At 69.1% G+C, this 14,411-nt stretch carries 18 protein-coding genes; 4 read left to right on the top strand and 14 right to left on the bottom strand.

Features of this window, described 5'->3' with window-relative positions:
• Positions 1 to 38: 38 nt before the first annotated feature.
• Positions 39 to 314, top strand: a complete 276-nt coding sequence (locus DIE08_RS00465) for a hypothetical protein (RefSeq protein ID WP_057928306.1) — start codon at positions 39 to 41, stop codon at positions 312 to 314.
• On the opposite strand, the gene DIE08_RS35950 is transcribed toward DIE08_RS00465, so the two are convergent.
• Positions 304 to 429, bottom strand: coding sequence for a hypothetical protein (locus DIE08_RS35950; RefSeq protein ID WP_260436440.1), 126 nt, complete (start codon positions 427 to 429; stop codon positions 304 to 306). The two genes, DIE08_RS00465 and DIE08_RS35950, sit on opposite strands and share 11 nt — an antisense overlap.
• A gap of 29 nt (positions 430 to 458) precedes the next feature.
• Positions 459 to 1,952 (bottom strand): PLP-dependent aminotransferase family protein, encoded by a 1,494-nt coding sequence (locus DIE08_RS00460; RefSeq protein ID WP_124900640.1) that lies wholly within the window; start codon positions 1,950 to 1,952, stop codon positions 459 to 461.
• 194 nt (positions 1,953 to 2,146) lie between these two features.
• Between DIE08_RS00460 and DIE08_RS00455 the strand changes: the two genes are divergently transcribed.
• Positions 2,147 to 2,497, top strand: coding sequence for a hypothetical protein (locus DIE08_RS00455; protein WP_124628710.1), 351 nt, complete (start codon positions 2,147 to 2,149; stop codon positions 2,495 to 2,497).
• Between the two features lie 138 nt (positions 2,498 to 2,635).
• On the opposite strand, the gene DIE08_RS00450 is transcribed toward DIE08_RS00455, so the two are convergent.
• From DIE08_RS00450 to gtdA, 8 genes are all read right to left on the bottom strand, one after another.
• Positions 2,636 to 3,058: a DUF6691 family protein gene (locus DIE08_RS00450; RefSeq protein ID WP_124628712.1), complete on the bottom strand. Its 423-nt coding sequence runs from the start codon at positions 3,056 to 3,058 to the stop codon at positions 2,636 to 2,638.
• Position 3,059: 1 nt separating this feature from the next.
• On the bottom strand, positions 3,060 to 3,494 hold the full coding sequence (locus tag DIE08_RS00445; protein ID WP_124900638.1) for a YeeE/YedE family protein: 435 nt from the start codon (positions 3,492 to 3,494) through the stop codon (positions 3,060 to 3,062).
• On the bottom strand, positions 3,484 to 3,834 hold the full coding sequence (locus DIE08_RS00440) for a helix-turn-helix transcriptional regulator (protein ID WP_124628716.1): 351 nt from the start codon (positions 3,832 to 3,834) through the stop codon (positions 3,484 to 3,486). Before DIE08_RS00440 ends, DIE08_RS00445 begins: the two co-directional genes overlap by 11 nt.
• A gap of 123 nt (positions 3,835 to 3,957) precedes the next feature.
• Positions 3,958 to 5,319 (bottom strand): aromatic acid/H+ symport family MFS transporter, encoded by a 1,362-nt coding sequence (locus DIE08_RS00435; RefSeq protein ID WP_124900636.1) that lies wholly within the window; start codon positions 5,317 to 5,319, stop codon positions 3,958 to 3,960.
• A 76-nt stretch (positions 5,320 to 5,395) separates the two neighbouring features.
• Positions 5,396 to 6,604 (bottom strand): 3-hydroxybenzoate 6-monooxygenase, encoded by a 1,209-nt coding sequence (locus DIE08_RS00430; protein WP_124900634.1) that lies wholly within the window; start codon positions 6,602 to 6,604, stop codon positions 5,396 to 5,398.
• 19 nt (positions 6,605 to 6,623) lie between these two features.
• Positions 6,624 to 7,265, bottom strand: coding sequence for a maleylacetoacetate isomerase (gene maiA, locus DIE08_RS00425; protein WP_124900632.1), 642 nt, complete (start codon positions 7,263 to 7,265; stop codon positions 6,624 to 6,626).
• A 34-nt stretch (positions 7,266 to 7,299) separates the two neighbouring features.
• Positions 7,300 to 7,998 carry a fumarylacetoacetate hydrolase family protein gene (locus DIE08_RS00420; RefSeq protein ID WP_124900630.1) on the bottom strand — a complete coding sequence of 233 codons (699 nt, stop codon included), beginning with the start codon at positions 7,996 to 7,998 and terminating at the stop codon, positions 7,300 to 7,302.
• 108 nt (positions 7,999 to 8,106) lie between these two features.
• The gene (gtdA, locus tag DIE08_RS00415; RefSeq protein ID WP_124900628.1) at positions 8,107 to 9,153 is read right to left on the bottom strand and encodes a gentisate 1,2-dioxygenase; all 1,047 of its coding nucleotides are present in this window, start codon (positions 9,151 to 9,153) and stop codon (positions 8,107 to 8,109) included.
• Positions 9,154 to 9,317: 164 nt separating this feature from the next.
• Between gtdA and DIE08_RS00410 the strand changes: the two genes are divergently transcribed.
• Positions 9,318 to 10,262, top strand: coding sequence for a LysR substrate-binding domain-containing protein (locus DIE08_RS00410; protein WP_124900626.1), 945 nt, complete (start codon positions 9,318 to 9,320; stop codon positions 10,260 to 10,262).
• Positions 10,263 to 10,308: 46 nt separating this feature from the next.
• Here DIE08_RS00410 and DIE08_RS00405 read toward each other — a convergent pair whose 3' ends face one another.
• Genes DIE08_RS00405 through DIE08_RS00390 form a run of 4 tightly spaced genes read right to left on the bottom strand, consistent with a single transcriptional unit; the run spans position 10,309 to position 13,863 of the window.
• A complete protein-coding gene (locus DIE08_RS00405; RefSeq protein ID WP_124900624.1) occupies positions 10,309 to 11,577 on the bottom strand; it encodes an FAD/NAD(P)-binding oxidoreductase in 1,269 nt (422 codons plus the stop codon).
• A complete protein-coding gene (locus tag DIE08_RS00400) occupies positions 11,574 to 11,807 on the bottom strand; it encodes a 2Fe-2S iron-sulfur cluster-binding protein (protein ID WP_011658575.1) in 234 nt (77 codons plus the stop codon). The genes DIE08_RS00405 and DIE08_RS00400 overlap by 4 nt, the downstream gene beginning before the upstream one ends.
• Entirely contained in the window at positions 11,804 to 12,934 is a 1,131-nt protein-coding gene (locus tag DIE08_RS00395; protein ID WP_124900622.1) for an FAD-binding oxidoreductase, read from the bottom strand. The genes DIE08_RS00400 and DIE08_RS00395 overlap by 4 nt, the downstream gene beginning before the upstream one ends.
• The gene (locus DIE08_RS00390) at positions 12,931 to 13,863 is read right to left on the bottom strand and encodes a 4-hydroxyproline epimerase (RefSeq protein ID WP_059607857.1); all 933 of its coding nucleotides are present in this window, start codon (positions 13,861 to 13,863) and stop codon (positions 12,931 to 12,933) included. Before DIE08_RS00390 ends, DIE08_RS00395 begins: the two co-directional genes overlap by 4 nt.
• Before the next feature lie 248 nt (positions 13,864 to 14,111).
• On the opposite strand from DIE08_RS00390, the gene DIE08_RS35945 reads away from it, so the two are divergent.
• Positions 14,112 to 14,234 carry a hypothetical protein gene (locus tag DIE08_RS35945; RefSeq protein ID WP_257792068.1) on the top strand — a complete coding sequence of 41 codons (123 nt, stop codon included), beginning with the start codon at positions 14,112 to 14,114 and terminating at the stop codon, positions 14,232 to 14,234.
• The last annotated feature ends 177 nt before the right edge of the window (positions 14,235 to 14,411 follow it).

Genomic DNA, 14,411 nt, shown 5'->3' with positions numbered 1-14,411 from the left:
TATTTACAGTACTGTATTTATGAACAGTGAGGTGCGCGATGGAACATCTGGTCCGTATCGTCAACGACACCGATCGCCAAGTGCTGGCATGGCTGCGTGCGCAGGTTGGCGACGCCCGCGTCGAGCGCGCGGCGCGCCAGCTCGGGCATACACGCAAGCCTTTCCCGTCGGCGGTATGCCGGTACCTGGGCATGAGCGCGCCGGCCACGCTACGCCAGGCGGAACGGCCGCGTGCCGCACGCGACTTCTCGGTCGGCGATCGCTACCTGTCGCTGATCCGCCAGCACCTCGCCGCGCATGCGGTCAGCCGATGAAATCGCCGAAATCGTATCGTCGGCGCGTCGCCGCGCGGCGGCCGTCCAGGGTGAACGCGGTGTGCCGGATCGGCCAGCGCGTGCCCCCGTCACGACCGCCCAGCCCGGTAGCCAATGCGCCGGCCCGCTCCTCACTTGTCCCGCTTACGCGGCGGCGGCCGCGTCGCGTATCAGCTGGCCGAGCGTTTCGATCGCCGCTTCGTGTGCCGTGTCGAACACCCGCGTGCAGGCAAGCCGGATATACGCGTCAAAGCGGTCGGAGTTCGAAAAGATCGCGCCAGGCGCGATCCTTACCCCGCGTGCCAGCGCCGCATCGAACAATGCTTCGGAACGCACGCCGTCCGGCAACGCGATCCACAGCAGCATGCCGCCGGGCGGCCGGTTCATCCGCGTGCCGGCCGGAAAATGGCGCGCGATCGCATCGATCGTCACATCGCGCTGCATACGCAGTTGCTCGCGAAACCGGTGCAGGTGGCGATCGAACGCGCCCGAGCCGACGAATTCGGCCGCGACGGCCTGCAGCAATGCGGCGTTGTGCCGGCTGTGCGCGAACTTGAGCATCTTCACCCGCGCGTGCCAGCGGCCCGCGCTCATCCAGCCGAGCCGCATCCCGGGCGCCAGCACCTTGTTGAACGACGGGCAATAGATCACCGTGCCGTCACGGTCCCATGCCTTCACGGGCTTCACCACCTGCGGCGCTTCCACGAGCTCGCGATACGGCTCGTCCTCGATCACGGCCACCCCGCGGCGCGAGCACAGCGCGACCAGCGCGGCCTTGCGTTCGTCGGGCATCACACTGCCGAGCGGGTTCTGCAGATTCGGCACGACGACCACGGCCCGAATGTCCGGGTACGCGGTCAGCGCCACGTCGAGCGCTTCGATCGAGAGTCCGGTCGTCGGGCTGGCCGGGATCTCGAGCGCACGCAGGCCGAGGCTTTCGAGCAGCTGGATCAAGCCGAAAAAGGCCGGCGATTCGATCGCGATCGTGTCGCCGGGGCGTGCCACCGCGCGCAGCGCGAGATTCACGGCATCGACGCCGCCGCTCGTCGACATCACGTCGTCCGGCGACACGGCCACGCCGTACGACAGCGCACGCTTTGCCATCGTCTGCCGGAATTCGGGCGACCCGCCAACCGGCCCCGCGTCGGTCAGCAGCGTCGGCTTGCGCCGCAGCAACCGGATCGCCAGCGTCTGCAGACGCTCGGCCGGATACAGCGTCGCCAGCGCGGACGCGCCGCCGAGATTCAGCGCATCGGGCATCGCATTCGCGCGATCGATCACGCGCGACACGCGTTCATGCAGTCCCGCGAACGGCGGCTCGACGCTCAGCGGCGAGCCGTCGCTTTCCGGCAGCGTATCGAGCACGGCGGCCGCGCGCCGCCGCACGAAATAGCCCGAGCGCGGCCGGGCTTCGCACCAGCCTGTATCCTCGAGCCGCCGAAATGCCTGGATCGCGGTCGACAGGCTCACGCCGTGCTGTGCCATGAATGCGCGTACGGACGGCATCCGGTCGCCGGGCGACAAGGTACCCGCCGCGATGATGCGGCGGTAATGCTCGGCGAGTCGTTCGTAAAGCGGCTCGCCGGCCATCGGCAAAGGTGTTCTGAACGAGTCGGTGATGAGCGTCATGCGGGTCATCGTGCCCGCGCGCCCCAGCGCACGCCAGATACAGATTCAGGGGAAACACACCGATACAGAGGATCAAGATCGTCGCCTGCACCGTAACAGATTCCCGTCCCCTGAATCTGTCCTGCCGGCGCGCGTTTCCTTAACCTGATTGCACGCTGTCGCCCCGCCGTCGCCGGGCCGCGCAACCAGGAAAAGGACTCACCATGCGGACGCAAGAGATCCGGCTCGACGCCGGGCAAAGCCACTTAGCGTGGTTCGACAAGGACAGCCAGGTCATCGTGCTCGACGGCGCGCTCGCGGTCACGTTGCGTCACGGCGGGCTCGACTGGTTACCCGATACGCCGCATTACGTTCGCCGCGTGCTCGACGAAGGCGAATGCCTGACGATCGAGACAGCCGGTCACGTGGCATTGTCCGCAGCCGGTGTCGGGCCGGTCGCCGCAACCGTCGCGGAACCCGAGGCTCGGTCCGGCGTGTTCTCGGTGTGGCGCGCATGGCTGCACCGGGTGTCCGGGCAGCTACTCGGCGAGCGGCAAGTGCGCGAGCAACCCTGACGCGGCGGCTCGCGTCATCGCCGATATCGTCATGTGATCGCCGTGTCGCCCCCCCGGCAACGAGCGTGAACTTGTCCCGGCGCCGCGCCGGGTCGACTCGACCGAGCCGACAACTTCGGCCGCAGCAACCCTACCCAGCTACCGCCCCTTCCGCGTGCGCTCGATCCACTCGAACAACGCCATCCCGATCAACATCGCGACGACGAACGCAATGCCCTTGACCGACCCGAGTCCGATCGACACGATTGCCGGCCCCGGGCAGAACCCGGCAAGCCCCCAGCCGATGCCGAACACGGCGCTCCCTGCGACGAGGCGCACGGTAATCGTCCGCACGGTCGGCCACTGGATCGGCAGGCCGAGCAACGTCCGCGTCCGACGCTTCGCCCAAGCGAACGCGAACACGGCAACGCCGATCGCGCCGGCCATCACGAACGCGAGCGATGGATCCCAGCGGCCTGCCAGGTCGAGAAAGCCGAGCACTTTCTGCGGATTGGCCATCCCCGACACGATGAGCCCGGCGCCGAACAGCAGCCCCGCCAGAAACGCGAATCCTGCCTGCATGTCAGCCTCCGATCACGTGCCGTCGCACGAATACGGTCGCAAACCCCGCGACCATGAACACCGCCGTCGCGACGATCGATCGCGCCGCACCACGCGACAGCCCGCAGACGCCGTGACCGCTCGTGCATCCGCCCGCATAGCGCGTACCGATCCCGACCAGCAGGCCGGCCGCCAGCAACTCGCCCCAGCCCGCATCGACCTGCGGCGCCGCGGCGACACCGGCGATACGCATCATCAGCGGCGCGGCGATCAGCCCGGCGACGAATGCGGCACGCCAGTCGCGCTCAGCTGCACCGGCCGTGAACAAGCCGCCGACGATGCCGCTGATCCCGGCGATCCGCCCGTTGAACGCAACGAGCCATGCCGCCGCAAGCCCGATCAGCACACCACCTGCAAGCGACTGCCACGGCGTGAAATGAAGGACATCAAGCTGCATGGCGCGCCCCCTTCGCGGCCGTGCCGCAGAACTGTTCGTACAACACGCCCATCACCGCGATCACGGCCGGGCTGTCGAGCGAATAGTGGATGTTCTTGCCTTCGCGGCGCGTGCGGACCAATGCGTTGTCCCGCAACACGCCGAGCTGCTGCGACAGCGTCGGCTGGCGGATATCCAGCCGCGCCTCGAGATCGCTCACGCAGCGTTCGCCCTGCGACAGCTCGCACAGCAGCAGCAACCGGTCGGGATTGGACAGCACCTTGAGCAACGCGCATGCCGATTCGGCGGCGGCGCGCATCTGGTCGGGCTGGGGCAGCCCGGTGGAAGGGTCGGCATTCATGATGGGTGACGGAATACGATTAACGAATATACATTATATACATTTATATAATGTATATTCGTGCTTTCGTTCGATGCCGTCAGAGAACGGCGCCATCGGCAATGGCCGCCCCCCCTGCCTCCACTATGCCTGCTCGCCGGCAATTGCCTCGGCTGCCGTCGCGCGCTTCGCGCCAGCCCGGACCGCGCCAAGCACCAGCATTGCGATCCCGGCGATCAGGCACGGCACCGCGACGAATGCGAACGCGGTCGGCAGCGGCAGCCCCATCGCGAGCATCGCGCCGCCCGCCATCGAGCCGACGACGGACCCGCCGCGGCCGATCCCGTTCGCCCAGCTCACGCCCGTGGTCCGGCATTCGGTCGGATAGAACGCGGCCGACAGCGCATTCGCGCCGACCTGCGAGCCCGACACGCAAAAGCCGGCCGCGAACACGGCCAGTGCCGCGCCCGCCGGCGACGCGGCCAGCACCCCGATCGCCGCGACGAACACGCCCGCCGCCGCATAGCTGCACGCGAGCACGCGATGCGGATCGAAGCGGTCCATCAGCCAGCCGAGCACGATCGCGCCGAGCGTGCCGCCGACCTGGAACATCGCGGTCACGCGCGCGGCCGTCTGCAGCGTCGCGCCGGTCGTGCGCAACAACGTGGGCAGCCAGCTCGACAGCAGGTAGATGACGAGCAGGCTCATGAAGAACGTCAGCCACAGCAGCAGCGTGCCGCGCAGCAGGTCGGCGGCGAACAGGCGGCCGAGCGGCGACCCGGCCGGCTTGCCGCGCGGCACGATGAACGACGCGTGCACGAGTTGCGGGGCCGGTGCGATGCGCGCGAGCATCGCCGCGATTCGCTCGCGCGACGCGCCGGTGTTGACGAGGTAGCGCACCGATTCCGGCAGTCGCCACGCGAGCACCGGCAGGAGCAGCAGCGGCGCGGCACCGCCGACGACGAGCACCGCGCGCCAGCCGTCCCGTTCGATCAGCGACGCGGCCGCGAGCCCGCCGAGCGCCGAGCCGATCGTGAAGCCGCAGAACATCGTCGTGACGAGCAGCGAGCGCCGCCGCGCGGGGCAATACTCGGACGTCAGCGTGATCGCGTTCGGCATCGCGCCGCCGAGCCCGAGGCCCGTCACGAAGCGCCACGCGATCAGTTCGGTCAAGCCGCCCGCACTTGCCGACGCCGCACTCGCGATGCCGAAGCACGCGACACAGGCGAGCAGCAGGCGCTTGCGGCCGAACCGGTCGCCGAACGGCCCGAACACGAGCGCGCCGGCCATCAGCCCGGCGAGCCCCGCGCCGAATACGGGCGCGAGCTGCGCGGGCGACAGCCCCCATTCCGCGCGAATGACCGGAGCGATGAATCCGATCGATGCCGTGTCGAAACCGTCGATCGCGACGATCAGGAAGCACAGCACGACGATCGCGACCTGAAACGGCGCAACGCGATGCCGGTCGATCCATTCGCTGACGTCGATGGACAGCGTATCGGCCATGATGATGTCTCCTCCATGAAGGCGGTCGCGCGCGATGTCGTTGGAATGCGCGCCGCCGGATCCGGGCTGAAGCGCGTCAGGCGACGGTCTTCAGGCAATCTTGCGCGCGCCAGCCGTGCAGCCAGTCGAGCGCGTCGTAGAACTGCGCCTGCGTGCGTCCGACCCACAGCGCGTTGCGCACCTGCCGCTCGACACCCTTCGCGTGATAGATCCGTCCCATCTCGCGCGCCGAATACAGCACGCGCGCGGTGCGCGGAATCCGCACGTGTTCGTACAGCGCGAACGCGGCCTCGAAGTCGCCATCGGTCCGCGCGACGGCCGCGCCGAGCGTCACCGCATCCTCGAGCGCCTGGCACGCGCCCTGCGCGATGTATTGCGTCATCGGATGGGCGGCGTCGCCGAGCACCGTCGCGCGGCCCGCGCTCCAGCGTTCGACCGGGTCGCGATCGGCGGTCGCCCAGCGCTTCCACGACGTCGGCCGGTCGAGCATCTGCTTCGGCAGCGGATGGATGCCGTCGAAGTACGACAGCACTTCCTCCTTGCTGCCGTCGCGCACGCCCCAGGTTTCCTGCTCGCGGCTGTGGAACGTGACGACGAGGTTGTATTGCCGTCCGCCCCGCAGCGGATAGTGGACGAGATGGCAATGCGGGCCAGCCCACACGACCGGCGCATTGATCTGCAGATCCTTCGGCATGTTGTCGACGTCGACGACCGCGCGGTACACGACGTGCCCCGTCACGCGATGCGCGTCGCCGATCAGCGCCTGCCGGATCGCGGACTTCACGCCGTCGCAGCCGATCACCGCGTCGGCGCGATAACGCTCGCCATGCTGGTCGATCACGGTCACGCCGTTGCCGTCCTGCTCGAACCCGCACACCTGCGTGCTGGTCCGGAATTCGATCAGCGGATGATCCTTGACCGCCTCGTAGATCGACAGGTGGATGTCCGCGCGATGGATCACCGCATACGGGTTGCCGAAGCGCGCGCGATACGCGGCGCCCGAATCGATGCACGCGACTTCCCGCGCATCGACCGCATCCATCAGTTGCAGCCGGTCGGTGAACACCGCGCGCACGCGCGCGGCCTCGCCGACGCCCAGCGCGTCGAGCGCATTGAACGCGTTCGCGGCGAGCTGGATGCCCGCGCCGATCTCGCCGATTTGCGCGGCCTGTTCGAGCAGCTTCACGCGAATGCCCTGGCGCGCGAGCGCCAGCGCCGTCGCGAGCCCGCCGATGCCGCCGCCGATCACGAGTACGCGTCGGCCTGTCATGTTTGTCTCGCCCATGTCTGTCTCCTCCTTCGTGTTACGCGACGTAGTCCGGTTGCCGCTGTGGCTGCGCCGCTTCGAACGCCGGCTCGCGTCGCGCGTGTTCATGAACCGCGAGGCTGCGCGGATATGCGCTCAGGTCGCAATCCATCCGCAGCGCGTTCGCGACCTGCGGCACGAGGCAGATGTCGGCGAGCGTCGGCGCCGCGCCAAAACACCACGGGCCCGTGCCCGCGCGTGCGAGCAGGCGCTCGGCGCTGGCCATGCCTTCCGCGATCCAGTGCCGGTACCACGCACGCTTCTGCTGCGGCGTGACCTGCAGTTCGCTGTCGAGGTAGCGCAGCACGCGCAGGTTGTTGACCGGATGGATGTCACACGCGATCAGCGTCGCGAATTCCAGCACGCGTGCGCGCCGCCGCGGTTCCAGCGGAATCAGCCGCGGCGCCGGATGAATCTGGTCGAGGTAGTCGATGATCGCGAGCGACTGGCCGAGACGAAAATCGCCATCGACCAGCGCCGGCACCGACGCCGACGGATTCACCTGCGCGACGTAGCCAGCCTCGCGGTGCTCGTCCGTGCGGATGTTCACGGGCAGCGTGTCGTACGGCAGTCCTTTCAGCGCGAGCGCGATGCGTACCCGATAGGATGTCGAACTGTTGAAGAAGCTATGCAGTTGCACGATGTGACCTTTCGAGGAAATCGAAGAACGCGCTTCAGACCACGCGCACGGCCAATTCGCCGAGACGCTCGACGCCGACCTTCATCACGTCGCCCTTGACCACCGGGCCGACGCCTTCCGGCGTGCCGGTGAAGATCACGTCGCCCGGTTCGAGGCGGAAGAACTTCGACAGGTCGGCCACCGTTTCCGCGACCGACCAGATCAGGTGCGACACGTCGCTCTTCTGCTTCGTCGCGCCGTTGACCGTCAGCCACAGGCCGGCCTGCTCGAAATGACCGACCTCGCTCGCCGGATGCACGGGGCCGATCGGCGCGGAACGGTCGAACGCCTTGCCGATTTCCCACGGACGGCCCATCTCGCGCATCTTCATCTGCAGGTCGCGGCGCGTCATGTCGAGGCCGACGGCATAACCCCACACGTGCTCGAGCGCGCGCTCGAGCGGAATGTCGGAACCGCCCTTGCCGATCACCGCGACGAGTTCAGCTTCGTAGTGATAGTTCTGCGTTTGCGACGGATATGCCAAATCGAGCGTTTCGCCGTAGGCGACCGGCACGATCGAATCGGCCGGCTTGCAAAAGAAGAACGGCGGTTCGCGATCGGGATCGAAGCCCATTTCGCGCGCATGGGCCGCGTAGTTGCGGCCGACGCAGTACACGCGGCGTACCGCGAAGCGGGCGTCGCTGCCGGCGACGGGAAGCGCCACTGGCGCTTCGGGCGGGAAAACGTAAGTCATGAACGGCTCCAGCGTAGGCATGAAGGAAGGACCGCGCGCCGCCTTCGCGGCGCATCGGACGAATCGGGGATATCGGGAGAATCGGGCCACTCGGGCCAATCGGCGGCGTCAGTCGCGCGCTTCGCGCAACAGGTTCAGCGCGGACAGCACCGGCCGGTCGGAATAGCTGAACAGCACGCTGTCGGACGAGGCCACCAGCCGCAACCGCGCCCATGACGGCGCGACGAAGATGTCGTGCGGCTCGAATGCGAACGCGTCGCCGCCGATGTACGCGGTGCCGCTACCTTCGACGACGCAGTAGATCGTCGCGTCGGTGCTGCGATACGTGCGGCCGTCGAAGCCGGCCGGCAGGAACTGCATGAAGGTCGCGATCGTCGGCATCGGCCAGCCGCCCGTCGCGGGATTGACGTAGCGCAGCTTCACGCCGTCCCACGCGTCGAGCTCGCCGTTGCGGTACAGCGCGTCAAGGGCCTCGCGGGTGCGTGCATACGGATAGCTGAACACCGGCGACGTCGGCTCGCTCGCGCGATGGCGCACCGGCACCATGTTGTGGCCGAAGCGCGCGAAGCTGTCGCCTTCCGCGCGGCTGACGGGCTGCTCGGCTTCCGGGTAGTTCTCCGCGAAGCCTGCGTCGAGGTTCCCGACCAGCGGGATGTCGAGCCCGTCGAGCCACACGACCGGCTCGCCGCCGTCGTCCGCCGACGGGTTGCCGTGGTCGTGCCACGCCCACGACGGCGTGATGATGAAGTCGCCCGGATGCATCGTCGTGCGCTCGCCGTTCACCGCGGTCCACGCGCCCTTGCCCTCGATGATGAAGCGCAGCGCCGACTGCGTATGCCGGTGGCTCGGCGCGATCTCGCCCGGCAGGATCAGTTGCAGGCCCGCGTACAGGCTCGGCGTCATGCTCGACTTGCCGGGCAGCCCCGGGTTCTCCAGCACCAGCACGCGGCGCACGGCTTCTTCCGCGCTGATCACGCCGCCGGCCTGCATCACCAGGTCGCGCACCTGCGCGTACTTCCAGATCGCGGCCTGCGCGGCCGGCTGCGGCGCTTTCGGCACGAGGTTGTGCAGCGACTCCCACAACGGCGCGAGGCGCTGTTCGGCGATCCGTGCGTAATAGTCGGCGCGCGACGTATCCGGGTGTCGGCTGGTCATGATGTCTCCTTGGTGCGGCCGATCGCGGTCGGCGCTGTGTCGGGTCGGGGACCGCGTGCTTCGGTCCGTCAGCGCATTTATATTCGACGCAGACATACCCGGTAAAATGGTGAAATCATCTAATCCATATTATTTTTGATATACCTTCCGACACGGAGCACGCGATGGACTGGACCTACCGGCTGCGATTGCGGCACCTCCAGGTGCTGCTTAGCCTGGCCAGCACGGGCAACCTGAGCCAGTCGGCGGCGGCGCTCGCGACCACCCAGCCCGCGCTGTCGAAATGGCTGAAGGAACTGGAAGAAGACGTCGGGCTGCCGCTGTTCGAACGGCACGCGCGCGGCCTGCGGCCGACGGCCTACGGCGATGCGCTGATCGAGCACGCGCGCCGCGTGGAGGCGCAGCTCGACGTCGCGCGCGACGACATGGCCGCGTTGCGTGAAGGCGGCAGCGGCCTGGTCACGATCGGCACGTCGGGCGTCGCGGCGGCCGATACCGTGCCGCTCGCGGTATCGCAGTTGCTGAAGCGGATGCCGCGCGCGCAGGTGCGGCTCGCGGAGAGCACGATGAACCAGCTGATGCCGCAACTCGCGCGCGGCGAACTCGACATCGTCGTCGGCCGCTCGGGCTCAGCGTCCGTCGATCCGCACCTGCACGCCGAAGCGCTGTACGTCGATCCGGTGGTGTTCGTCGCGCGGCCCGATCATCCGCTCGTCGGCGCGGCCGCTGTCGGCTGGGACGAGGTGCTGGCCCACTCGTGGATCGTCTGGCCGTCCGGCACACCGGTGCACAACGCGCTGCAGGTCGCGCTGACGGCCGCCGGCCGCGTGCAGCCGCCGCATTGCGTCGAATCGAATTCGTCGATCCTGAACCTCACGCTGCTGAACAACACCGACCTGCTGGGCGTCGCGTCGCATCGTGCCGCGCGGCGCTTCGAGCAACTGAACGCGATCCGCATCCTGCCGATGCGGCTCGAGGGACAGGGCGCGGTGTCGATGTACTGGCATCCGGACAGCGCGAATCGCGCGGCCGTGGCCGCCGCGATCGAGTGCCTGCTTGCCTGTGCGGCGCCGCAGGTGGGCGGATGGGAGAAAGTGAAGGTGGAATGAGCGGCGCGGCGGCCCGGCATGAACCGGGCCACTTCACCGTGGCGCGTCAGGGGCCGTCGCAGGACACCGTGTCGTCCAGCATCAGCGTGCCGACCCGCGCGGGCACGAGCGGCGTGCGCGGGACTGGTGGCGTCCAGCCGAACAGCGCCTGCGCGGCCGCACCGCACACGCGGCCCTGGCATGCGCCCATTCCGCAGCGCGTCTGCAGCTTCGCGGCCGTCCAGCCCGACGCCGGCGCGACCGCGTCGAAGCGCACGCCCTCGCATCGGCACAGCAGCGTATCGGGCCGCGCGAGCCGGCGGATCGGCTCGCGGATCGCGAAGCGTTCGTGCACCGCGTCCGCGAATCCCTGCCAGCGCGCGCGCTGCGCAAACAGCGCGGCCAGCGGTGCCGTCTGCCCGGTGGCCGCGCAGCCGGCGATCTCGCCTTCGACCATCGCCAGTTCGCTGCCGCCGACACCCGTGCACTCGCCTGCGGCGAAACAGCCGTCGCGGCTCGTGCGCTGGTGCGCGTCGACCACGACCGCGCCGTTCTCGATCCGGCAGCCGAGGTGGCTCGGCAGCACGGTGTTCGGCACGAGGCCAAAACCGCACGCGAGCCGGTCGCAGTCGACCTCGAATTCACGCTCGCCCTGCCGAATCCGCACGCGTTCGAGCCGCTTGTCGCCGAACGCTTCCACGACGTGTGCGCCGGGCCGATAGGCGGCCGTGACGAGCTTCGCGGCCTGCGCGAGTTTCGACGGCCAGCGCCACAACCCCGCGCCGAAACCGGCAACATCGCTCCACGCAGCCTGTTCGAGCACGTGCGACACCTGCGCGCCGGCCTGACGGGCCGTCGCCGCGCTCGCGAGCAGCAGCGGGCCGCTGCCGGCGATCACGGTGCGCTGCCCGCGCACGTCGAGACCGTACTTGATCAGCGCCTGCAGGCCGCCGGCGCCGGTCACGCCCGGCAGCGTCCAGCCGGGGAACGGCAGCAGCAGCTCGCGCGCGCCGCAGCACACGATCAGGGTGCGGAATTCGAGCAGGAACCCGCGCTCGTCGTCCTCCAGCAGCAGCGTGCCCGGCTGCGTCTCGGCGACGATGCGCGTGCCCGCCAGATGCGTGACGTTCGGCTGACGCAGCACGGCAAGGCGTTCCGCCGCGGCCGGCACCGGCGTCGCGGCCGCCGCCTGGCGCCAGATCTGCCCGCCCGCGCGCGGGTTGTCGTCGACGATCGCGATCGTCGCGCCGCTTCGGGCGGCGGCCCGCGCGGCCGACAATCCGGCCGGGCCCGCGCCGACGATGGCGACGTCGACGCTGAGTCGTTCCTGTTTCATCGCGTGCGCTCCACCCGCATCCCGTCGCGGCACAGCGTCTGGCAAGCCAGACGACGGCGGCCGTCAATCGTCATCCTGCACTCCTGGCAGATGCCCATACCGCAAAACGGCGCGCGCGCCGCACCCGTGCACGACACGCGCGTCGTGTCGTCGCCGCTCGCCGCGACGGCGGCCGCGACGGTCGCGCCGTCGGCCACCGTCAGCGCGCGGCCGTCCAGATGAATGATCATGAAGAAAGCGCTCCGGCTACGGGGGACGTCGTCAGGAAACGTCCCGGCAAATACGGTTCGATGTCGATGGGCGGCCGTTCGCCGGTCATCAGCGCGGCGACGAGCCGCGCACTGCCCGGCGCGGTCGTCACGCCGAGCCCTTCGTGCCCGACCGCGAGCCATACGCCCGGCCGCGCCGGATGCTCGCCGAGCAGCGGCAGACCGTCGGGGCTCGCCGAACGGAAGCCCGTCCATGCGCGAATTCCGTTCAGGTCTGCCAGATCCGGCAGGTACCCGGCCGCGCGGCGCAGCATGCGCGCGAGGACCGGCGGCTCGACGCGCGTGTCCTCGGTGTCGAACTGGCGCGACGAGCCGATCAGCAGTTGGCCGGTAGGCCGCGGCTGGACGTTGAATGCGACCGACGTGCCGTCGCTCGCGTGCGCGCTCGCCGCATAGCCGAGCTCGACGAGCTGGTGCGACACCTGGCCCGGGTAGCGATCGGTGATGAGCAGATGACCCTTCTTCGGGCGCAGCGGCAATTCGGGCAACAGCATGCGCGCGGCGACGCCGTTCGCGACGACGACGCGCTCCGCTCGCAGCGTGTCGCCGCTCGCGAGCGTCACGCTCGGGCCGTCGACCGCCACCGCGCAATCGCGCCGCAACGTGATGCCCGGCGCGCGCTGCAACAGCCAGCTCGCGGCGACGGGCGCATAGAGAATCGCGTCGCCGGGGATCTTCAGCGCGCCGCCGAGGCCCGCGCGCAGCATCGGCTCCAGCCCCGCGAGCGTCGCCGCGTCGATCAGCTCGCCCGCCACGCCATGCGCGGCGAGCGTCGCCTGCTTGGTGCGCGCGAGGTCCATCTCGTGCGCATCGGCCGCGAGCCACAGCGTGCCGCAGTTGCGGTAAGCGCAGCCTTCGGGCATCTCGCCGGCGAGCGCGCGCCACAATTCGATCGAGTAATGGCTCAGCGCGAGCTCCGCCGCGTTGTCGTCCATCGCGACGAGGTGCCCCATGCCGGCGCCGGTCGCGCCGCCGCTCGCGTCGTCGACGACAAGCACGCGCAGCCCGCGCTGCGCGAGCTCATGCGCACACGCCGCGCCGACGATGCCGGCGCCGATCACGACGACGTCGGTCCGGGTCTCGCTCACGACACGATGCCCCAGCCGAACGGATCGTCTTCCTCGATCAGCAGCGTCGCTTCCGCGCTCAGGTGCGCGCTGCCGCGAATCGTCGGCACGATGCCGCCGTCGGCCTGCGCGTAGCTCGCCTGGAATACGCTGCCGATCACGCTCGCCTGCCGCCACACGACGCCCGGTTCGAGCTTACCGTCGGCCGCGAGGCACGCGAGCTTCGCGCTCGTGCCGGTGCCGCACGGGGAACGGTCGTACGCATGGCCCGGGCACAGCACGAAGCTGCGGCTGTCGTGCTCGGGATCGTCCGCGAACAGTTCGATATGGTCGATCTCGCCGCCGTTCGCGCCGGTGATGCCCGCGCGTTCGAGCCCTGCACGCACCGCGGACGAATAGGCGGTCAGCGCCGCCACGTTGTCGCCGGCCACGCGCTGGCCGTGATCGCTGATCAGGAAGAACCAGTTGCCGCCCCACGCAATGTCGCCCTTCACGGGACCGTAACCGGGCACATCGACGTCGACGGCCTTCGCATGGCGGTACGCGAGCACGTTGCGCACGCTGACCGACAGGTCATCGTGCAGCGTCGCCTCGACGGTGCCGACCGGCGTTTCGATCTGGTGCACGCCCGGCTCGATGCGGCCCATGTGATGCAGCGTGCGCACGACGCCGATCGTGCCGTGCCCGCACATTCCGAGGTAACCGCTGTTGTTGAAGAAGATCACGCCGGCCGCGGCCTCCGGCGACACGGGTTCGCACAGCAGCGCGCCGACCAGCACATCGCTGCCGCGCGGCTCGAGAATGCATGCGGTGCGATAGCGATCGTGCTCGCGGGCGAGCACGTCGCGGCGCTCGGCCATCGTGCCGTTGCCGAGCGAGGGGAAGCCGGACACGACGAGCCGCGTGGGTTCGCCGCCCGTGTGCGAATCGATAATCTGGATGCGCTTCATCATGAGCCGTCCGAAGTGGGGAAAGGAGCATAGCTTCCTCCGTCACGCGTCCATTCGCTTGTGGCTTTTCGATGAGGACGGCGACGAAATCGGCATAGTCCGGAACGCGTTTCGCGACCCTTGCGGCCACTGTGCCGATTTCGTCATTTTGCTCCGCGATACGGCTCAAGCGTGATGGGTGTTTGCACGGCGATACTGGTTGCACGTCGACGCGCCTGTCGTCGGCCGATACGAAGCAGGAGATTGCAGTGAGCCGAAACGCCATCCAGCTGACCGGAGTTTTCCCCGCCCTCAGCAACCGGTTCGTACCGGGCGCTTCCATCGCTTTCGACGCCGCGCACCGCGCCGAACGGAACCGCGCGAACCGCTGACCGATTTCCCCCCGGCGGTGCAACGGCCTCCCCCTGTTGCATCGCCACTTCCCTGTCCGGCATGGCCGGCACGGGCCCGTTCGCCGCGGCGCCAGCCTGCGCCGCACTTGAACAGGCCCCGGCCCGCCCCGGCGGCCGTTCGAACCGGTCGCACGCCGGCCGGCAGGTGTTGCGCCA

Source organism: Burkholderia sp. Bp9004 (assembly GCF_003858025.1).
GTDB lineage: Bacteria > Pseudomonadota > Gammaproteobacteria > Burkholderiales > Burkholderiaceae > Burkholderia > Burkholderia diffusa.
This window is presented reverse-complemented; position numbering and strand designations above follow the sequence as displayed.